Origin of the sequence: Propioniciclava flava (assembly GCF_004126535.1) — a bacterium.
GTDB classification, from domain to species: Bacteria; Actinomycetota; Actinomycetes; order Propionibacteriales; family Propionibacteriaceae; genus Propioniciclava; species Propioniciclava flava.
In genome coordinates, this window is sequence record NZ_PPCV01000002.1 from 107465 (window position 1) to 127953 (window position 20489).

The window sequence follows — 20489 nt, forward strand, 5'->3', positions numbered from 1 at the left end:
GTGCGTGCATTCGATCTCATCGTCATCGGCGCCGGTTCGGGCAACTCGATCATCGACGAGCGGTTTGCTCACCAGCGGGTTGCCTTGCTCGACAACGGGCGCCGCTTCGGGGGCACCTGCCTGAACTACGGCTGCATCCCGACGAAGATGTTCGTCCTGCCCGCCGACTACCTCACCAGCCCCGCGGACGCCGCCCGCGTCGGTGTGCACCTGGACGCCGCCAGCGCCGACTGGGCCCAGGTACGCGATCGTATCTTCGGGCGCATCGACCCCATTTCCGACGCCGGACGCGACTGGCGCGCTGAGAGCCCCAACGTGACCTTGTTCCGGGAGACGGGACGCTTCATCGGGCCAAAAACCCTTCGCGTCGGCGATGAGGAGATCACGGCCGACAAGATCGTCATCGCGGCCGGATCCCGCGCTGTGATCCCGCCCCTTCCTGGCTTGTCCGCCGCGTTCGAGGCAGGGTTGGCGCACACGTCGGACACGATCATGCGCATCGGCTCACTGCCGCCACGCATCACCATCCTGGGCACCGGCTACATCGGCTCAGAGTTCGCTCACGTGTTCTCTGCGTTCGGCTCCTCGGTCACGATGATCGGGCGATCGGCCCGCGTGTTGGGCCGCGAGGACGAGGCCATCGCGGAGCGGTACACCTCCGTGCTGGCCGAGGCGATCGACCTGCGTCTGGAGCGCGACATCACCGACATTTCGGTGGCCGACGGTGTGGTCACCGTGACGATGCGCCGACGCGATGGCAGCGTCGACGCGGTCGAGTCGGACCTGCTTCTGGTGGCGACCGGGCGGACACCCAACGGCGACACCCTGGACGTGCAGGCGTCCGGTGTCGCGATGGACGCCGCGGGCTTCATTCTGGTCGACGACCAGCAGCGCACCAGCGTGCCGGGGATCTGGGCACTCGGGGACGTCAGCTCGCCGTGGATGCTCAAACACGTGGCCAACCATGAGGCGCGCATCGTGGCCCACAACCTGCTCGACCCGCAGCATCCGGCACGGCGCGATGACCGCCCCGTACCGCATGCGGTGTTCGGGCATCCGCAGGTGGCCTCGGTTGGTCTCACGGAACGCGAGGCCCGCGAGGGCGGCTTGGATGTGGTCGTCGCGGTCCAGGATTACGCCGGAACCGCCTACGGGTGGGCCATGGAGGACCGCGACAGCTTCGTGAAGGTCGTCGCGGATCGGCGCACCGGACGCCTCGTGGGCGCCCACGTGATCGGGCCCCAGGCGTCCGTGCTGATCCAGCCGCTCATTCAGGCGATGAGTTTCTCTTTGAGCGTGAGCGAGATGGCTCGGGGCCAGTTCTGGATTCATCCGGCGCTGACCGAGGTGGTCGAGAACGCGCTGCTGGGTCTGGGCTTGGGCGAGGGGCAATGATCCGCCGCGGGCTGATCCTCCTCGGCCTCGTCAGTCTGGCCTTCACCGGCTGCCAGACGCCGGTGGGGCCCACTCCCGCGCCGACGGCCACGGGGTCAGCCTCCGCGAGTTCTGCGTCGGCGACCGCGACCCCCAGCGCGTCCACCCCCGCCACGGCGACCCCCGCCCCGCTGAGCACCTGTCAGCGCGTCGCCAGCGAGATGTCCGTGGAGGACGCTGCCGGTCAACTCGTCATGATGGGGGTCACGGGCTCCCTGGACGCCACGGGGGCCTCGGTGTTGTCCTCCTCGCGCATCGGGTCGGTGATCTTGATGGGTACCTCCAGCGGTGGTGTGAAAGGCACGGCCTCCCGGGTGGCGGCCATCCGCAAGGCGGGTGGGGATCACGGAATCCTGGTCGGGGTCGATCAGGAAGGTGGCACGGTCCGCAGGCTTCAGGGGGCCGGGTTCAGCACGATGCCCTCAGCGGTCGAGCAGGCAGCGATGTCGGACGCCGACCTGCGCACGGCAGCCCACACCTGGGGGAGCGAACTCGCTCGTGCGGGGATCAACCTGGACTTCGCCCCGGTGGTGGATGTGGTCCCACCGGGCAAGGCGTCCACCAACGAACCCATCGGCAAGCTGAAGCGCGGCTACGGCTCCACCCCGGAGAAGGTCGCTGACAAGGCCACGGCCTTCATCGAGGGGCTTCAACAGGCGAATGTCGGGGCAACGGCGAAGCACTTTCCCAACCTGGGCCAGGTGACCGGCAACACCGACTTCGCCGCCAAAGTCGTCGACAGCGTCACCACCGCCGACGACCCTGCCTTGCTGCCGTACCGGCGCGCCATTGCGGCGGATGTGGCGTCGATCATGGTGTCGACGGCCTACTTCACCCGGATCGACGGGTCCAGCCCGGCCGCCTTCAGCCCCACCGTGGTGGGCCTGGTGCGGGGGCTGGGCTTCACCGGGGTGATCACCAGCGACGACCTCGGTGCGGCGAAGGCGGTTGCGTCCGTTCCGGTCAAGCAGCGGGCCGTCCGGTTCGTGAGGGCGGGGGGTGATCTGGCGATCAGTGTCGACCCGTCGGCGGCGTCTGCGATGGTCGCGGGTCTGGTGGAGCAAGCGCATGCCGATCCGGCGTTCGCGGCCCAGGTACGCGCGAGCGCGGCGCGCGTTTTGGAGCTCAAACAACGGCTCGGCGTCGCGTCGTGTGATTCTTAGCCTCGTCGGGGCGTAGCCCAGCGTCGACCCCGACGACCTGACCCGGAAGGCCGCCCTCCCAGCAGGGTGAGACCGTGGACGCCCCATCCCCAGGCGGCAGCCAGCAGGGCAGCCCCCAGGACATCGCTGGGGCGATGCCACCCCGCTGCCACCACGCCGATGCTGATCAGCAGGGAACCGACGGCAGCGACCGGCAGGGCGAGACCGCGCAACCACGTCCGGGGGGCCAGGACGAGCGCGCACGTAGCACCCCAGGCGAGTGCCGCGTGACCGGAGGGGAACGAGTTGGACAGATGCGGCCCCACGGTCAGTTCGGGCCGCTCGAGGAGCGACTTGACCACCTGCGAGGTGAGGTTGACCCGGCGAACGCTACGAGGGGGCCTGCAATGCCCCCGCGCCGAGGCCGCATGCACGCGCAGATCAGAGCAACGCCCACGCAGGCGAGGGCGAACCACACGATCCGGCCCGACATCATCTGGGCGGCGAGGCTCCTGGTGGCCCCGGACTGTTCGCTGAGCGTCATCATCAGGGCTTGGTCCAGGGTCTGGCCGGGACGGGTCAAGACGGCGACGACGGCGAGCACGCCCGCGGCTCCCCCGAATCCGAGCCCTGCGGCGAGGGAGCCCCAGCCGGGACGCCGACCGGTGGGCGGCGCTGAGATGGATCGGGGGACGGAGGGTGCGGTGGTCATGAGAACTCTCCTCGGGGACGGCGGGACGCTCAGGCAGGGACCACGCAGGTGGCCCGATCGGCGTTTTGGCCATCGACGTTCTTCGGCAGAGACGAGGCCGTGGGGCTCGTGGGGGCTGGACCGCCGCTGGTGGTGGCGCCGCGTCCGGTGTGCGATGCGTCGAGGTGGAGCGGCTGGTCCGCCGCGATCAGCCCGAACAGTGTCGTGGCGGCGGCCTTGTCGGGAACCACCCGGTTGCCATGGGGCAGATAGGGGTAGGTGACCAGCGCCATCGTCTCGACCGGGATGCCCGCGACCGTGGTGGCCAACGACGCCAAGGTGCCAGGGTCGGCCAGATCGGTGGAGAGCACCATCGTGCGGCTTGCGGTGTCGGCGATCGCATACAGGCGGACGGGGTCGGCCAAGGTCGCCCGTGCGCGCAGCGTACGGGCCAGGGAGGACAGGAAGACCTGCTGGGTGGAGATCCGTGCCAGGTCGCTGCCGTCGCCCACGCCATGCTGGGAGCGCAGCAGCGCCAGGGCTTGTTCGCCGGAAAGGTCGAAGGTGCCTGCCGAGGGGATGCTCAGGCCCGAACGCGGGTCGTCGATCGGGCCGGTGAAGCAGACGGGGACGCCGCCCACGGCGGTCGAGAGTTCGATCACGCCCTGGAAGCTGATCTGGGCGGCGAAGCGGATCCGGGACCCGGTCAGGCTTTCCACCGCCGTCGCGACACAGCCCAGGCCGCCTCGGCTCAGCCCGGCCCCGAACGCGACACCGGTTTCAGCAGGCACGCGGGTGCCCTTCGGGCTTGTGCACGCGGGAAAGTCGATCAGCAGGTCGCGGGGAAAGGAGACGATGGTGGCCTGGTTGTGTGCCGCGTTGACGTGGAGCAACAACGTGACGTCATTGCGGGCGCCGGCGATGTCGCTGCCCTCCCCGTACTGGGCGCCCTGCCCGGCGCGGCCGTCCGACCCGACGAGGAGGACGTCGAACGCTCCCGAGTAGTCGGCGATCGGGTCGGGGCCCGGGTCACTGAGATCCACGGTGGTGAGCTGGGAACTGAGCCGCGCGGCGCCCAGCGCGATGGCGGTGGCGGCGATGAGCAGCACGGTCAGGAGCACCACGAGGATGATGCGTCCCCACCGGGGTTGAGGCGGCTGCGCGCGGGGCGGGACGCGTGGGGTACGAGGGAGGGGCTGAGGCATGCGAGTGAGTCCTTTCGTCGTCGCTCGTCATCGTGGGGCGGCGACGTCACAGGACGGTCACACGAGCGGAAGGGTGAGGCGGAAGCACGCCCCCGTGGTCGTCTCCTGAAGCGTGAGTTCCCCGCCGAGCAGGCGGGCGTTGTCGCGGGCGATCGCGAGCCCCAGACCGTTGCTGGCGGGATTGTGCCGCGCGGTGTCCAACGTGACGAACCGCTCGAAAACGTCGGCCGCGTGCTCGGCGGGAATGCCTGGCCCCTCATCGCGGACGCTGACGACGAGGTGGCCCGCGGCAGTCTCGGCGGACACCGTCACGGGCGGCGCCCCGTGATGCAGCGCGTTGCTCAGGAGGTTGGCCACGATCGTGTGGAGGCGGTCGGCGTCCGTGGTGACGCTGAGCCCGGTGGGGGCCTGGACGTCGACGACGCGGTCGGGATCCAGAAGCTGCACCGTGGCGGTGAGGAGTTCGCGCACGCCGAGGGGCGAGGGGGTCACGGTGGCTGCCCCCGCGTCGATGCGCGACAGTTCGAGGAGTTGCTCCATCAGCACGGTGAGGCGTCGGACGCCGCGGCTGGTCACGGTCATCGCGATGGCACGCTCCTCGTGGGTGGCCTGGTCGAACTCCTCGATGATCTCGGCCACGGCGGTCATCGACGTCAGCGGGGTGCGCAGTTCGTGAGCTACGTCGCTGACCAGGCGTCGGGCGTCGTGCTCGCGGCGGGCGAGTTCGGTCATCGTGGTGGCTAGGCGGGTGCCGGATTCGTGGAGTGCGGTGGCGATCTGGTTGACGTCGGTAAAGGTGGAGGTGGTCGCTGGTGGGGTCTCGCCCTCGCCCAGGGCGCGGGCCATGGCGGTCAGGCGGCGCAACGGCTGGGTGAGCGTGCGGGCGATCAAGAACCCGGCCGTGCCGGTCACGAGGAGCGCCGCCCCGCCGATGACGACGGCAGCCGTGACGAGTTGCATCACCTGCTGGCGTTGCGGCTCCAACGAGTAGGAACTCACGATCAGCACCGTGGGCGCTGCAGATGCCGGATCGAAGGACGCCAAGCCCACGAGGAAGACTTCGTCCCCGCCGAGGGTGGTGCGCAGGTAGCGCAGAGCTCCGGCGGGTGGCTGGCTGGCTGGGTCGAGCCAGGAGGCGGGGATCTCCTGCGCGGTGAGATTTCCGGCGATGCGCCCCGTTGCAGGCACGACGATGGCGCTGCGGCGAGGCAGCATGCGGGCCAGGCTGTCCCAGCCGACGCCGGAGGGGTCCGCGGAGATCTCCTGGCGCACCGCGTCCGTGGCGTCGCGATACTCGGCGAGGATCGCGTTTTGGCGCGCCTGGTAGATGATCTGCCGGGCCGAGGAGACGAGGACGCCGGTGGTGGCCACGATCGCGGCCCCTGCCACGGTGGTTCCGGGCCGAGGATCCGTCGGCGCGTGGCGGGCGGAGAGCAGCACGGCCAACCAGACGCCGATGACCAGGCCGAACAGGTGCCCGAACGTGGAGAGGTAGGCCGCCGCCCCCATCCCTGAGGCGCTCATCACGAACGGAGCGGCGACCGCGAGGACTGCCGCGAAGCCCAGCCCCCCAGCCCTGGGTGCGCGCCCGGACGTGAAGCACAGGGCCAGCAGGGAGGGCCACACCAGGTAGAACTGCTCCTCGATCGCCAGCGACCAGAAGTTGTCGAACAGCCCGGTGCGGGTCTGGGCGAAGTAGTCGTTTCCGGCTGCGAGCATCACCCAGTTCTGGGAAAAGGTCGCGATCCCCAGGAAGGAGGCGGGTAGGCCCACGAGCACGTCGCCGCCCACGACGAGCGCCGCCAGTCCCGTCACCGTGACGGTCGCGATGGCGGCAGGCAGCAGGCGGCGCGCACGGCGGACGTAGAACGCGGGTAGGTTGATCCGCCCTGCCCGGTCATGCTCGCGTACCAGCAGCGTGGTGATGAGGTATCCGCTGACCACGAAGAAGACGTCGACCCCAGCGAACCCGCCCGGAGCCCAGACCGCCGACACGTGGTAGAGCAGAACGGCGGCGACCGACAGTGCGCGTACCCCGTCCAAGCCACCGATGCGGGCTGAACCAGCACCCACCGGGACCGCCACCGCGGGCTGATCGTAGGCAACCTTCATGAGCCCTCACCACCGTTCGACTAGTCATCTCTGTCGTCCGGTGGAGTGTTGCTGGCCGATGTCACATCACGGTCACAGGCCACGAAGGAGCCGAGGGTGACCCCGCAGGGGCCGGAGGTGTGCGCTTAGGGTTCGACGCGCAGTTGTGCCTGCACCTGCCGTGCGGTGGCCAGCAGTTCAGGCCTGCTGTCGGGGATGGAGGCGTAGTAGAGGCTGGAGGACTCGTCGCTGGTGGCGACGATGACGATGATCGCGGTCTCGCCGGTCTCGTTCAGCCCCTTGATGGAGAAGCCGAGGTGCATCTCGGTGACCCAGGCGTCCTTGCCGTCGACCGTGGTGGCCTGGCTGACGACGTCTTGGCGGGAGACGGCAGCGTCGCCGTAGAAGACACCCAGCACGCACCGGGTGACGATCTCGGAGCCCTGCTGGGGAGAGAAGAAGCCGTCCCCCGCGACGAGTTCCCCCACCAGCAGCGAGGCAACCCAGCTGCTCCCCTTACCGTCGTAGTCCTCTTGCACCATGACGCTTTGCCCGTAAGCGTCGCGGCCGAAGGGAACGCGGTTGTCGGGGCGCACAGGGCCCCACGGGGAGCCTAGCAAGGGGTAGGAGAGTTTGCCCCCCTGGACGCGACCGCTGGGATTGGCATGCGAGCTCGGGGTGGCACTGGGGTCGAACGTGATCTTGGGGCATACGTTCGAGGTGGGGTTGGAGGCAGCCTCGTCGGTGTTCCCGCCGAACGCGCCGCTCAACAGATACCACCCGCCGACGATCATGCCGATGATCAGCAGGCCGATGAGCCCCAGCGCCAGCGCGGGGCCCAGCTTGGAGGAGCGCTGATCGATCTCGGCGTAGGTGTAGGGGCCCGCCGGGCGGCCCTGCTGCGCCTCCCGGATCGGGAGGGAACCCGCCGGGGGGGCGGGCTGGGAGGGTGCCAGCCCCGGGGCGGGGGAGGACGGGTTCGGGGAGACGTGTGTCGTCCACGTCGAACCGTCCCACCACCGGAACATTCCTGGCTGCCCGCTCGGGTCCGTGTACCAACCTGGCTGAGTCATGAGGTGATTCTAGGTTGCGGACCCGAGGGGACAGCCACAAGGGATGCCGCTGGACTCACCCGAATCGGCCGGTGATGTAATCCTCAGTCGCCTTCTCGTTGGGCGTGGTGAAGATCGTCTTGGTGTCATCCATCTCGATCAGGTGGCCCGGCTGGCCGGTCCCGGCGATGTTGAAGAACGCCGTGGTGTCGGACACCCGGGCGGCCTGCTGCATGTTGTGGGTCACGATGACGATCGTGTAGTCGTTCTTCAGCGTGCCGATGAGGTCCTCGATCGCCAGCGTCGAGATCGGGTCCAGGGCCGAGCACGGCTCGTCCATGAGGAGCACCGACGGACGCATAGCGATGGCGCGGGCGATGCACAGGCGCTGCTGCTGACCGCCCGACAGCCCTGATCCGGGGAGGTCGAGACGGTTCTTGACCTCTTCCCACAGGTTCGCCCCCCGCAGGGCCTCTTCGGCGACCTCGTCGGCCTCGGCGGCGGAGATTCGCTTGTTGTTGAGCTTGAGCCCGGCCAGCACGTTCTCCTTGATGGACATCGTGGGGAACGGGTTGGGTCGCTGGAACACCATGCCGATCTGGCGGCGGACGTTGACCGGGTCGACGGCCGGAGCGTAAAGATCCTCGCCGTCGAGCAGCAGTTCACCCTTGACGCTCGCGCCGGGGATGACCTCATGCATGCGGTTCAGCGACCGCAGGAACGTGGACTTGCCGCAGCCGGACGGCCCGATGAACGCGGTGACAGCACGCGGCTCGATGATCATCGAGACGCCTTCCACGGCTTTGAAGTCGCCGTAGAAGATGTCGAGGTTCTTGGCTTCGATGCGCTTGGACATGAGTGCGTTGGTCTCCTTGGATTACCGGCCGGACTTCGGGGCGAACCGCTTCGCGACGAGGCGGCCGATCAGGTTGAGGGCCATGACGATGAGGATCAGGATGAGTGCGCCCGTCCAGGCGCGGTCGACGAACGCCTCCGGCGGCAAGCCACGGTAGGCGTACTGGTCGTAGACGAACGTGGGCAACGTCATCATCGGACCCGAGAAGAAGCTCATGTTGATGCTTTGGGTGAAGCCTGCGGCAACCATGAGGGGTGCGGTCTCGCCGATGATGCGGGCGATCGCCAAGATGACCCCGGCGACGATGCCCGATACGGCGGTCGGCAAGACGATGCGCAAGATGGTGCGCCACTTCGGGACGCCCAGGGCATAGGACGCTTCCCGCAACTCGTTGGGTACGATGCGCAGCAGTTCCTCCGTCGAGCGGACCACCACGGGGATCATGAGGACCGACAAGGCGAGGGAGCCCGAGAAGCCACTCACAGTGCCTGGACCCAGCAGCAGCGTCATCAGCGCGTAAGCGAACAGGCCCGCGACGATGGAGGGGATGCCGGTCATCACGTCCACGAAGAAGGTGATGCCGCGGGCCAGGTGTCCGCGTCCGTACTCCGACAGGTAGATGGCGGTCAGCAGCCCCACCGGGACGGAGATGAGCGTCGCCACACCGGTGATCATGAGCGTGCCGTAGATGGCGTGCACGGCGCCGCCGCCCACACCGTCGACGTTGCGCATCGAGTTGTTGAAGAACGCCAGGTCGAAGCGTCCCAGGCCGTTGGCCAGGGTGGTCGCCGCGACCCAGATCAGCGGCACGAGGGCCAGCAGGAAGGCGCCGATGATGAAGCCCGTCATGAGGCGGTCAGTCGCCCGTCGGGGCCCCTCGACGAGTCCGGAGCTGCAGTAGGTGACGACCTGGTAGATGACGAACGCCAAGACGGCAGCCAGGCCGACGTTGAACGGCCCCAGCAGGAGGGTGACCAGGACGGCCAGGGCGATCGACCCGACCACAGTGGCTGGGGTGGACCAGCGGGGGAGTTGCCCTGCGGTGAGGGAATCGCTTTTGCTGAGTGCGGTGGCGGTCATCAGTTGGCTCCTGAGAAGGCGGCGCGTCGCCGGACGATCCACCGGGCGAGCATGTTGACCGCCAGGGTGATCACGAACAGGATGAGGCCGCCGGCGATGAGCTGGTTGATCCGCAGCCCTGAGGCGTCGGGGAAGTTCAGCGCAATCGTCGCGGCGATGGTGTTGGGGTTCTGCTGTCCGATGATGTCGAACTTGATGACGCCTGCACCTGACAGCACCATGGCCACAGCCATGGTCTCGCCGAGGGCGCGTCCCAGGCCGAGCATGACCGCGGAGACGATGCCCGCGCGGGCGAAGGGGAACACGGCCATGCAGATCATCTCCCAGCGCGTGGCACCCAGCGCCAAGGCGGCCTCCTCGTGGAGCTTCGGAGTCTGCAAGAACACTTCGCGGCACAGCGAGGTGATGATCGGCAAGATCATGACGGCGAGCACCAGCGACGTGGTCAGCATGGAGCGGCCCGTGCCGGACGCGGGGGGCGTGAACAGCGGGAACCAGCCGAGATAGGTGGCCAGCCAGGCGTGGAGCGGCTGCAGCGCGGCGGCGAAGGTATTGGCGCCCCACAAGCCGTACACCACGGACGGGACGGCCGCGAGCAGGTCGATGACGTAGCCCAGGCCGCTGGCGAGTCGCCGCGGCGCGTAATGCGAAATGAACAGCGCGATCCCGATGGCGACCGGGACGGCGAACACCAATGCCCAGAAGGCCGAGTAGACCGTGCCGAAGGCGAAGGGGGCCACCCAGGACCAGAAGGGGCCGTAGCCACGGCTTTGCAGCATCTCGGGGGTCGAGGTGAGTGCCGGGAAGGCCTGCGCGATGAGGAACAAGGCGACGGCGGCCAAGATGACGAAGATCGCAATGCCAGCGCCGGTGGACAGGCCGGTGAAGACCTTGTCGCCGATGCGCGGCTTGGCGGGGACGAGGGCGAGATCGTCCTCGGGAGCTTGCCTGGTGTGGGTTGCGGTACTCACGCTTCCTTCTTCACTGGGCCGGGTGAGGGCAGGGGCTCGGCCTGACCAGGCGGGAGGCCCGGCCAGGCCGAGAAGGGATCACTTGATGGAGTCGATCGAGGTCTTCAGCTTGGCCTGCATGTCGGCCGACAGGGGGGCGTTGCCCGCCTTGGCCTGGGCGGCCTTCTGGCCCGCATCGGAGGCGATGTAGCCCACGTAGGACTTCACCAGGTTCGCCACGGAGCTGTCGGCGTAGTGCTCGCACACCAGCGCGTAGGAAACCAGGGCGATCGGGTACTGGCCCTGAGCCGTTCGGTCGAGCTTCAAGGCCCAGTCGTTGGCCGAGCGGCCCGACACCTTGGTGGCGTTGTCGACGAGCTTGGCGGCAGCCTCAGCGGTCGGGCCGAAGAACTCGTTGCCCACCTTGATCTGAGCCTTGCCCAGCGACCCGGCCTGCGACTCATCGGCGTAGCCAATGGTGTTGTTGCCGGACTGGACGGCGCCCACCACACCGGCGGTGCCCTTGGCGGCCTCACCCGGGAAGGCGTCCGGCCAGATGCCAGCCGACTTCTGGTTCCACACCGACGGCGCGGCCTGGGCCAGGTAGTCGGTGAAGTTCTCGGTGGTGCCGGAGTCATCCGAGCGGTGCACGGCGGTGATGGTGGCCGACGGCAGGTTGGCGCCCGGGTTGAGCGCGGCGATGGCCGGATCGTTCCACGTGGTGATCTTGCCGGCGAAGATCTTGGCGGTCGTGTCCGCGTCGAGCTTCAGGTCGGTGACGCCGTCGACCTTGTAGATGATCGCGATCGGCGAGACGTACACCGGGAGGTTCAAGGCGTTGGAGTCAGGCGCGCAGACGGCGAACTTGCCCGCACCCATCTCTTCGTCCTTCAGTGCGCGGTCGGAGCCCGCGTACTGGACGGCGCCCGAAGCGAAGGCTTCACGCCCGGCGCCGGAGCCGTCGGGGGAGTAGTTGATGGTGACGCCAGGGTTGGCGGTCTGGAAGGCGGCGATCCAGGTGGTCTGCGCGACGGACATGGAGGAGGCGCCCTTGCCGGTCAGGCGACCGTTGAGGCCGGAGGCGGCACCGCCGCTGGTCGCGGGAGCGGCGGCCTCGTTGGCGGCGCAGCCGCTGAAGGCGATCACCGAGGCGGCCACGAGGGCCAGCGGCGCAGCGAGCTTCTTCGAGAACATGTGTGATTCCTCACGTGCGAGCGTTCGGACCGCTGTGGCGCGGCACGAGGACTGGTCGTTCTTCCAATCTCGCTCGTGACGGTAGGCAGCGTCCGTGACGAGATTCCTCCGCGGAGATGAACGCAACATGAACAGGATGTCTCGATCCGGCACGACTCCCGCCTCGGCCATCATCGGGCGTTGTCAACGCACGTTTCCTGCCGTTCCCCCGTAGGGGTGACGGGGCAACCCCACAGGAGGTTTGCCCTGCGGGATGGCCCCGGTTCAGGCTCGTGGGCGGTGGAACTCCACCGCGACGGCCTCGCCTTGAGGGTTGAGGTGGGCGATGACGGTCGCTGCTGTCTGCAACGGACGCGCGGCAATGCCGAGGGCTTCCAGCATGGTGGGCAGCAACGGGCGATGCCCGCACACGGCGGTCGGCGTGCCGGAGGCGGCCGCATCGCGGGCCAGGCGACGCATCAGCTTGGTGACCTCGGGCAGTTTCGTCTCGCCGATCTCCTCCGACAGCACCGACCAGCCCTGCACGTCGCGATCCTGCCTGCGGGCGAAGGGCTGCAGGGTTTGCATGCAGCGGATCGAGCTTGAGGAGTGCAACTCCGCTACCCCGAAGGCGCTAAGCAGAGGGATGAGGAGTTTGGCTTGCTTACGGCCACGCGAGGTCACCGGGCGGGCCTGATCGCGCCCCGACCAGTGCTTGCGGTCCATCGCCTTGCCGTGCCGCACGATCAAGAATGGAGTGGTGGGGCCCAACTCCAACGCTTCGGTGACGACGGAACGCTCGTCGGCGTAGGTGAGGCGCGCCAGCGCCGTCTTGGGAGTCAGCCAGGCGACCTTGTCGACCTCACGGTCGGCCTTGCGACGCTTGGAGCTGAGCGGCTGGGCCAGCCAGTAGTGCACGATCTTGGTGCCGCTCTTGACCGGGTAGCGGATTGTCTTGATCGGACGCCGCAGCGCGACGGTGGTGTTGGTCTCCTCCCACGTCTCGCGTGCGGCTGCGGTCGCCTCGTACTCGTCGGGTTCCAGGTGGCCCTTCGGCAGGCTCCAGTCGTCGTAGGCGGGCCGATGCACCACCAGGATCTGACGTTTCCCGTCGTTCTCTCTGACGGTGACGGTCCCGGCCGCCTCGATCAGCTTGCGGGTCATCGCTGCTCCGTCCGTCGTCCGCCTTGCGTCGCGATCAGGTAGGCCTGGCTGTCGAGGAGGGGGGTGCCGTCGGCGGCGTGCGTCCGCTGCACCCAGTGGCGATCCTCCAGCCACCACGATGCCGTGCCGTCGTCGAAGGCCAGGTCGAACAGTGCGCTGATCCGGGCGATGTGGCGCGGGTTGGTGAGCGGGACGAGCACCTCGACACGGCGGTCGAGGTTGCGGTGCATCAGGTCCGCGGACCCAAGACCCACGATCGGCTCGCCGCCCCCGGCGAACCAGAACAGGCGGCTGTGCTCCAGGAACCGACCCAGGATGCTGCGGACGCGGATGTTCTCGCTCAGACCCGGGACGCCGGGGCGTACCGCACAGATCCCGCGGACCCACAGGTCAACCGGGACGCCCGCCTGGGACGCGGTGTACAAAGCGTCGATCAGGGCCTCGTCGACGATGGAGTTCACCTTGATCCGGATGCCGCTGGGGCGTCCGGCGCGGGCGTGCTCGATCTCGCCCCCGATGAGCTTCAGCAGGCCGTTGCGGACGCTGTGGGGGGCCACCAGCAGGCGGCGGTAGTTCGTCTCGCGGGTCATCCCGGAGAGGTGATTGAACACGCGGCCCACGTCCTCGGTGACGATGGGGTTGGATGTCAGGAGCCCCATGTCCTCGTACACCCGGGCGGTCTTCGGGTTGTAGTTGCCGGTGCCGATGTGGGCGTAGCGGCGCAGGCCAGCGGGTTCGTCGCGCACCACCAGGCAGAGCTTGGCGTGGGTCTTCAGCCCGACGACGCCGTAGACGACGTGGCAGCCCGCGCGTTCCAGCTTGCGCGCCCAGGCGATGTTGGCCTGCTCGTCGAAGCGGGCCATGATCTCGACGACGACGAGGACCTGCTTGCCCGCTTCGGCGGCGTCGACGAGGGCGTCGACGATGGGCGAGTCGCCGGAGGTGCGATACAGGGTTTGCTTGATCGCCAGCACGGCCGGGTCGGCGGCCGCCTGTTCGACGAACCGCTGCACCGAGGTGGCGAAGCTGTCGTAGGGGTGCTGCAGGAGCACGTCCCGGTCGTGCAGGGCCTTGAACAGGTCGGCGGGCTTGGAGGTTTCCACCTCGGCGAGTTCGGGGTGCGTCTTGGGCAGGAAGCTCGGGTAGGTGAGCTTTTCGCGGTCCAGGTCGGCGACGGTCGACAGCCCGCGCAGATCCAGGGGTGCGGGCAGCCAGAACACTTCCGAGTCGGTGACGTCGATTTGGCTGCGCAGGATGTCCAGCAGGTCTTCGTGGATGTCCTCGTCCACTTCGAGACGGACTGGAGGGCGCCCCACCTTGCGGCGCAGGAGTTCCTTCTCGAGCGCGTGGAGGATGTTCTCGGCGTCGTCCTCTTCCACTTCGAGGTCTTCGTTGCGGGTCACCCGGAATGTGCTCCAGGTGATGAGGTCCATGCCGGTGAACACTTTGTGGAGTTGGTGGGAGATGACGTCTTCCAACGCCACGAACCGGCCGTTGCTCAAGGTGACGAACCGGTCGACGTTGGTGGGGACCTTGATCCGGGCGAACTGGCGGGCTCCGCTGACCGGGTCGCGCAGGAGGGCCGCGATGTTCACCGACAGTCCCGAGATGTAGGGGAACGGGTGAGCGGGGTCGACGGCCAGCGGCGTGAGGATCGGGTAGATGCGCTCGTCGAACAGGGTGCTCATCCGCTCGCGCTCGGATTCGTCCAGGTCGTCCCAGGCCACGACGGCGATGCCCTCGGCGGCGAGTTGGGGCCGGACCTCCTCGCGGAAGACGCGTGACTGTTCCGCGGTCAGTTCGCGGATGCGCGCCAGCATCTGTTCGTGCAGGTCTCGCGGCAGGATCCCGGACGCTCCCGGGACGGCGACACCGGCGGCAATGCGGCGCTTCAGCCCGGCGATGCGGACCATGAAGAACTCGTCCAGATTGGAGGAGAAGATGGCCAGAAACCGAGCGCGTTCCAGTAGCGGGACGCGCTCGGCGTCGCGGGCGAGGTCGAGGACGCGCTGGTTGAACGACAACCACGACAGTTCCCGATCCAGGAACCGGTCGGCAGGCAGATACGGCTCCTCGGTCGGCTCACTCACAGCGTCCCCCTCCCCAGTGGTCGCGACACCTTGGCACGCGGCGGTGCCGCAAACAAAATGCGTGTTCTGGGCATCTCAGGAGGCGGTCGCCGGGGCGTAGAGGGTGTCGGTGTGCACGACGACGAATCCAGCCTTGCGGTAGAGCGCCACCGCGGCCTCGTTGCCGGCGTCGACGTAGAGCAGGACGCGCGTGGCTCCGCCGCGGTACAGATGTGCCAGCCCCGCCTGCAACAGGACCTTGCCGAGCCCCCGCCCGGACGCCTCAGGTGCGACACCGAGCACGTACACCTCGCCGGTGTCCGCGTCGTGACGTTTGGTCCAGTGGAAGCCGAGCAGCGTGTCTTGTTGGGTGGCCAGGATCAGTCCATCGGGTTCCCACCAGTCCTCGTGCTGGCGGGCGACCAGATCGGCCGCGCTGAAGTGGCCCTGCTCGGGGTGATGGGCGAACGCGGCCGCGTTGAGCGTCAAGAACGCTTCGGCGTCCGCGTCGGTGTAACCGCGAAGCGTCACACCCTCGGGGGTGCTGGGTGCGGGCTCCTCGCTCAGGACGCGTTCCATCATGCTGAGACCGCGCACCGCGACCAGGCCCCGGGCTGCGGCGAACCCCTGGGCGGCGTCGCTCGTCCCGAACGCCCACACGTGCGGGGACGCCGACTCGGCCGGCGCCGCCAGCAGCGCGGTCCCGTGCCCGGCGCGCCGGTGCTGCGGATGCACCACGATCTGGGCGGTCTGGTTGGCGGGTTGCTCCTGGGCGTAGCCGACGAGGACGCCGCCCGCCTCCACCAGCCAGTGGCGGGCATCGTCCCTGGTCAACGCCAAGGTGGCCTCCTCGTTGAGCGGAGGAGTGCCATCAGCCCGTTCCGCCGCGGCGGCTAGGTCAATCACGGCGAGACGCTGGTGCGGAGTCAAGCTGCTTCGAGGATCCACGAAATCACCATACGGCCTCCCCGGGCCGCGCCCCAGAGTGCTCGGGCAACCCGGTGGCACACTGTGCCGGTGAGTGGGATCGAGTTGGCGTCGCGGCAGGGACGCATGATCGTGGTCGCGACGGTGCTGGGCTCGGGGATGGCGATGCTGGATAGTTCGGTCGTCAACGTTGCCTTGGTTCGGATCGGGGAGGATCTGGGCGCCGGGCTCGCCGACCTGCAGTGGGTGACCAACGGATACCTCCTGGCATTGGCGTCCCTCATTCTGCTGGGTGGGTCGTTGGGGGACCGGTTCGGACGCCGCCGCATCTTCAGCCTCGGCGTCGTGTGGTTCGCGGTCGCTTCTGCGGTGTGTGGGCTGGCACAGACGCCAGAACAGCTCATCGTCGCGCGGCTGCTGCAAGGCGTCGGTGGGGCGCTCCTCACACCCGGCAGTCTCGCGCTGCTGGAGTCGTCGCTGCGGGTCACCGATCGCGCCAAGGCCATCGGTGCGTGGACGGGCGCCACGGGCATCGCCTCGATCGCGGGCCCGTTCCTGGGCGGCTGGCTTGTGCAGTACGCGTCCTGGCGTTGGGTGTTTGGCATCAACATTCCCCTCGCTGTGGCGACGCTGTGGGTGACCCGCGTGGCCGTCCCGGAGAGTCGCCGCGATCGCGTCGAGGGTCGCTTCGACGTGGGCGGGGCGGTCTTGGCGACGGCGACCTTGGCGGCCGCGACGGTCGCCTTGATCCAATCCGCCTCGCTCGGGGCTGCCATGACGGTTGCGCTGCTGGGGCTTGCCGTGGTGCTGGGCGTGGCTTTCGTGCTGGTGGAGCGGCGGACCGAGCACCCGATGGTGGAGCCGTCCCTGTTCGCTGATCGCGTGTTTAGCGGGGCGAACCTCATGACGCTGCTCACCTATGCCGCGTTGGGGGCGATGTCGTTCTTCGTGACGTTGCAGTTGCAGATCACCGTCGGCTACGAACCGCTGCTGGCCGGGGTGGCGTCCATGCCCATCACGGTGCTGATGATGGCGCTGGCGGCCAAAGGCGGCGAGTTGGGCACCAGGATCGGGCCTCGCATCCCGATGACGGTGGGCCCCCTGTCGTGTGCGATCGGCGTCGCCTGGCTGTCGTTCGTGGACGCCTCGGACGCTGGCCTGGCGGGCTACCTGACGGCCGTCCTGCCCGGGCTGCTCGTGTTCGGCCTGGGACTATGCCTGCTGGTCGCCCCACTGACGTCGACGGTGCTGGCCGCCGCTCCCGAGGGTTTTGCGGGGGTGGCGAGCGGGGTCAACAATGCGGTGGCCCGTACCGGCACCCTGCTTGCTATCGCGGCGCTGCCTGCCGCGGTTGGCTTGGGCAGCGACTATCGGGATGCGGCCGTGTTCAGCCCCGGATACCAACGGGCGATGCTGGTCTGTGCCGGGCTGCTGGTTCTGGGCGCGGTGGTGTCGTGGTGGGCGCTCCGAGCCGCGCCCGCTCCGAGTAGTGGAGCCGTCAGTCGTGGGACGCTTCGGGGCTGAAGCGGTAGCCCACGTTGCGCACCGTCCCGATCAGCGACTCGTGCTCGACGCCGAGCTTGGCGCGCAGGCGACGCACGTGGACGTCGACCGTCCGGGTGCCGCCGTAATAGTCGTAGCCCCACACGTCGGAGAGCAGCGTCTCGCGGGAGAACACGCGCCCGGGATGCTGCGCCAAGTATTTGAGGAGTTCGAACTCGGTGTAGGTCAGATCGAGAGGTTGGCCATCGAGTGCCGCGTGGTAGGCGGCCTCGTCGATGGTCAGACCGCCCGCGTTCACGATGCCCGGTTCGTCATCCTGGGAGATGGCGAGGCGGATGCGCGCATCGAACTCGGCTGGCCCGGCTGTTCCCACGACGATGTCGGCCACCCCCCACTCGGGGCTGATCGCGGCGAAGCCGCTCTCGCCAAGGACGAGGAGCACGGGAATCCTCGAGCCGGCCGCGCTGAGGAGCCGGCACATCTGGCGTGCCGTCGTCAGGTCGGCGCGGCCATCGACGACGACGAGGTCGACGCGCTGAGCTTCGGTGACGATGGAGGCATCCGGGAGCATCTCCACCACGGTGTGCGCCAACAGCGCCAATGCTGGAATGGCCGCCGCGCCGGGTGTGACGACGGCGTTGGGGCTGACCGCCAACACCCGCGCCATGGTTATCTCCGCCCCTCGTCAGTTCGCCCTGATTCTACGACGATGAGGGGGTCTCCCACATGACACTGTCCAGAGTGAGCGTCACGGGGCCATCGTTGACGAGTTCGACGGCCATATCCGCGCCGAAAATGCCCTCTTCTACGTGCGCCCCGCGACGCCGCAGCGCGGCGACGAAGGACGCCACGAGCGGCTCACTGACCGGACGCGGCGCTGCAGCGCTCCAGGAGGGACGCCGCCCTTTGCGCACGTCCGCGTACAGGGTGAACTGACTGATGACGAGCAGCGGCGCGCCGACGTCGGCGGCGGAGCGTTCCCCCTCGAGGATGCGCAGCCCCCACAGCTTGTCGGCCAGTCGGTCGGCGTCGGCATCGGTGTCGGTGTGGGTGACGCCGATGAGGACGCACAGCCCCGGACCGATTGCGCCGACCACCTCGCCGTCGACGCTGACACTCGCTCGCGTGACGCGCTGCACCACCAGCCGCATGAGCCCCTCCGCAGGGTTCGGGGGCGGGGGCGTCCCGCCCGGGACTCCCACACCCTGCCACGAGCCGCCTCGTGGAAGAAAGCGGGAGCGGCTAGCGTTGCTGTAGTTCAGAACGGAACCGCAGGAGGCGTCATGATCGAAATCCCATCCGACATCAACCCCGCTTTGGCCGGTTTGGCTTGGTTGCGTGGCCGGTGGGAGGGCCGTGGGTTCCGCGAGTGGCCCGGCGAGGAGAAGATCGAGTTTGGCGTGCAGATCGACTTCGCTGAGAACGGCGCCGACTACCTGCATTATCTAGCGCAGTTCTTCACCCTGGACGCTGAGGGCACCCCGATGGAGCCCCTCACCATCGAGACGGGCTTTTGGCGCGCCGACATGGACGCGAAGGTGGACGTGGTGATGTGCAGCCCGGAGGGCTACGCGGAGATCTGGTACGGCGATGTGCAGCCCGGCCGCCTCGATCTGACCACCGACGTGGTGGTGCGCTCCCCGCGCGCCCAGGTCGAATACACCGCGGGCCGCCGTCTGTACGGTCTGGTCGACGGCAACCTGATGTACAGCTTCGATCGGGCCACGAGCGAGGAGTCGCTGCGGCCGTTCATGTGGGCGACGCTGAGGAAGGCATGACCGAAGTCCGGCACACCGAAGGCCCCGACGCGGGTGCCGTGTGGCACTACGGGGATCCGCTGCGCGAGCAGCGCAAGCTCACGGCCGGGGAAGCCTCCGTGGACCTGTCACACCTGCCGATGTTCACGGTGTCCGGGCCGGATCGGCTCACGTGGCTGCATGCGTTGTCCAGCCAGGCGTTCGAGGGGCTCGCTCCCGGGGTCGAGGTGAGCGCCTACATCCTTGATCCCCAAGGCCACGTTGAGCACGCCTTCGCGGGCGTCGACGACGGTGAAACGTTCTGGGCCTTCGCCGAGCCTGGGCACCTCGACGCCTTGCTGGCGCACTTGACCCGCATGGTGTTCGCGTCCCGGGTCGAGGTGGCCGACGTGAGCGCCGCGTGGGCGCTGATCGGCGGCGCGGACGGCGTCCGCCGGGTGCCGCGCACCGCCCTGGAAGCGGAGTTGGGTGACACGCGGGCCGGAACGTGGGCGTCCGAGGCGCTGCGCATCGCCGCCGGGCGTCCGCGGCCCTTCCTGGACGCCGACGAGAAGGCGATCCCCAATGAACTCGCCAACCCGGAGGGTGACCTGCTGGGGGAGTCGGTGCACCTGAAGAAGGGTTGCTACCGGGGCCAGGAGACGGTCGCGCGGGTTCACACGCTGGGGCGTCCGCCGCGTCGGCTGACGCTGCTGCACCTCGACGGCTCGGCCGAGCGGTTGCCCGAGGTGGGCGCCGAGGTGCTGGCCGGGGAGAAGGTCGTGGGCCGCATGGGTACCTCGGCGATCCATTACGAACTGGGCCCGATTGGTTTGGCGCTCCTGAAACGCAATACGCCTCTTGACGCCCCCCTGACGGTCGCGGGCATCGCCGCGTCCCAGGAGGTTGTCGTTGATCCCGACGCTGGCCTGCACGTGCGCCCGGTCTTGCGCTGAGCGGTCAGGCTCTGTCCTCCGTTGCGCGATGGCCGCTAGGGTCGGTCAGATGAACGGGAATCCTGCGGAGATCACCCAACGGCTGATCGTCGGACTCGGGCTCCAGTGTGCGGTGCTGCTCCCGTTTGTGGTCATCGGGGCGCTGCTGATGGGTGTCCGGGGTTGGGGTGTGGCCGCTCTGGGAGGGGCCGCAGTGGGGATCGTGGTGATCCTGGGTGTGGGTGAACTCCTGGGGCTCCCCCGCACGGTCGCCTTGTGGGTGAGGCCTATCGTCACCCTCGTTGTGCTTGTCCCGGTCGTGGTGCTGGTGAAGCCGGACGTGGACCCGGTTGTGTTGGTGGCGATCGGTGTGCTCGTCAGCGTGGTCACCTCCTGGCTGTGGGCACGGCCGGTGGGCAGACAGGCCCGCCGGACGTCACCGGGGCAGGGCCAGGACGTCCCCTGATGTGTCACGCGCTTA

The 20489-nt window shown here is 68.5% G+C and carries 20 protein-coding genes; 6 read left to right on the forward strand and 14 right to left on the reverse strand.

Features of this window, described 5'->3' with window-relative positions:
- Positions 1-1395 carry a mycothione reductase gene (locus tag C1706_RS03265; protein ID WP_129457806.1) on the forward strand — a complete coding sequence of 465 codons (1395 nt, stop codon included), beginning with the start codon at positions 1-3 and terminating at the stop codon, positions 1393-1395.
- Positions 1392-2597 carry a glycoside hydrolase family 3 N-terminal domain-containing protein gene (locus C1706_RS03270; RefSeq protein ID WP_129457807.1) on the forward strand — a complete coding sequence of 402 codons (1206 nt, stop codon included), beginning with the start codon at positions 1392-1394 and terminating at the stop codon, positions 2595-2597. Before C1706_RS03265 ends, C1706_RS03270 begins: the two co-directional genes overlap by 4 nt.
- On the opposite strand, the gene C1706_RS13940 is transcribed toward C1706_RS03270, so the two are convergent.
- The 12 genes from C1706_RS13940 to mshD form a co-directional block, all read right to left on the reverse strand.
- On the reverse strand, positions 2594-2902 hold the full coding sequence (locus C1706_RS13940; RefSeq protein WP_164987407.1) for a phosphatase PAP2 family protein: 309 nt from the start codon (positions 2900-2902) through the stop codon (positions 2594-2596). The genes C1706_RS03270 and C1706_RS13940 overlap by 4 nt on opposite strands.
- Before the next feature lie 2 nt (positions 2903-2904).
- On the reverse strand, positions 2905-3288 hold the full coding sequence (locus C1706_RS13945; RefSeq protein ID WP_164987408.1) for a hypothetical protein: 384 nt from the start codon (positions 3286-3288) through the stop codon (positions 2905-2907).
- A 29-nt stretch (positions 3289-3317) separates the two neighbouring features.
- A complete protein-coding gene (locus C1706_RS03280) occupies positions 3318-4472 on the reverse strand; it encodes an LCP family protein (protein ID WP_129457811.1) in 1155 nt (384 codons plus the stop codon).
- A 57-nt stretch (positions 4473-4529) separates the two neighbouring features.
- Positions 4530-6584 (reverse strand): ATP-binding protein, encoded by a 2055-nt coding sequence (locus C1706_RS03285; protein WP_129457812.1) that lies wholly within the window; start codon positions 6582-6584, stop codon positions 4530-4532.
- A gap of 125 nt (positions 6585-6709) precedes the next feature.
- Entirely contained in the window at positions 6710-7636 is a 927-nt protein-coding gene (locus tag C1706_RS03290) for a DUF2510 domain-containing protein (protein WP_129457814.1), read from the reverse strand.
- Positions 7637-7691: 55 nt separating this feature from the next.
- A complete protein-coding gene (pstB, locus tag C1706_RS03295; protein WP_129457815.1) occupies positions 7692-8471 on the reverse strand; it encodes a phosphate ABC transporter ATP-binding protein PstB in 780 nt (259 codons plus the stop codon).
- 21 nt (positions 8472-8492) lie between these two features.
- Positions 8493-9551, reverse strand: a complete 1059-nt coding sequence (gene pstA, locus C1706_RS03300; protein ID WP_129457817.1) for a phosphate ABC transporter permease PstA — start codon at positions 9549-9551, stop codon at positions 8493-8495.
- Positions 9551-10522, reverse strand: coding sequence for a phosphate ABC transporter permease subunit PstC (pstC, locus tag C1706_RS03305; protein WP_129457818.1), 972 nt, complete (start codon positions 10520-10522; stop codon positions 9551-9553). The genes pstA and pstC overlap by 1 nt, the downstream gene beginning before the upstream one ends.
- Positions 10523-10600: 78 nt before the next feature.
- Entirely contained in the window at positions 10601-11695 is a 1095-nt protein-coding gene (gene pstS, locus C1706_RS03310) for a phosphate ABC transporter substrate-binding protein PstS (protein ID WP_129457819.1), read from the reverse strand.
- A 264-nt stretch (positions 11696-11959) separates the two neighbouring features.
- On the reverse strand, positions 11960-12838 hold the full coding sequence (locus tag C1706_RS03315; RefSeq protein ID WP_129457821.1) for an NUDIX hydrolase: 879 nt from the start codon (positions 12836-12838) through the stop codon (positions 11960-11962).
- The gene (locus C1706_RS03320) at positions 12835-14928 is read right to left on the reverse strand and encodes an RNA degradosome polyphosphate kinase (protein WP_129457822.1); all 2094 of its coding nucleotides are present in this window, start codon (positions 14926-14928) and stop codon (positions 12835-12837) included. The genes C1706_RS03315 and C1706_RS03320 overlap by 4 nt, the downstream gene beginning before the upstream one ends.
- Positions 14929-15003: 75 nt before the next feature.
- Entirely contained in the window at positions 15004-15915 is a 912-nt protein-coding gene (gene mshD / locus C1706_RS13950; protein WP_348981022.1) for a mycothiol synthase, read from the reverse strand.
- Between the two features lie 9 nt (positions 15916-15924).
- On the opposite strand from mshD, the gene C1706_RS03330 reads away from it, so the two are divergent.
- Positions 15925-17358 (forward strand): MFS transporter, encoded by a 1434-nt coding sequence (locus tag C1706_RS03330; protein WP_129457824.1) that lies wholly within the window; start codon positions 15925-15927, stop codon positions 17356-17358.
- Here the strand turns inward: C1706_RS03330 and C1706_RS03335 are convergent.
- Together C1706_RS03335 and dtd are read right to left on the reverse strand one after the other, a co-directional pair.
- On the reverse strand, positions 17333-18004 hold the full coding sequence (locus C1706_RS03335; RefSeq protein ID WP_129457825.1) for a winged helix-turn-helix transcriptional regulator: 672 nt from the start codon (positions 18002-18004) through the stop codon (positions 17333-17335). The genes C1706_RS03330 and C1706_RS03335 overlap by 26 nt on opposite strands.
- A gap of 34 nt (positions 18005-18038) precedes the next feature.
- Positions 18039-18488: a D-aminoacyl-tRNA deacylase gene (gene dtd, locus C1706_RS03340; protein WP_129457826.1), complete on the reverse strand. Its 450-nt coding sequence runs from the start codon at positions 18486-18488 to the stop codon at positions 18039-18041.
- 132 nt (positions 18489-18620) lie between these two features.
- On the opposite strand from dtd, the gene C1706_RS03345 reads away from it, so the two are divergent.
- From C1706_RS03345 to C1706_RS03355, 3 genes are read left to right on the forward strand one after another with little or no spacing between them, the layout of a single operon-like run.
- Positions 18621-19115, forward strand: a complete 495-nt coding sequence (locus tag C1706_RS03345) for a heme-binding beta-barrel domain-containing protein (RefSeq protein ID WP_129457827.1) — start codon at positions 18621-18623, stop codon at positions 19113-19115.
- Positions 19112-20029 (forward strand): CAF17-like 4Fe-4S cluster assembly/insertion protein YgfZ, encoded by a 918-nt coding sequence (ygfZ, locus tag C1706_RS03350; RefSeq protein WP_129457828.1) that lies wholly within the window; start codon positions 19112-19114, stop codon positions 20027-20029. Before C1706_RS03345 ends, ygfZ begins: the two co-directional genes overlap by 4 nt.
- A gap of 49 nt (positions 20030-20078) precedes the next feature.
- Positions 20079-20474 carry a hypothetical protein gene (locus C1706_RS03355; RefSeq protein WP_129457829.1) on the forward strand — a complete coding sequence of 132 codons (396 nt, stop codon included), beginning with the start codon at positions 20079-20081 and terminating at the stop codon, positions 20472-20474.
- The last annotated feature ends 15 nt before the right edge of the window (positions 20475-20489 follow it).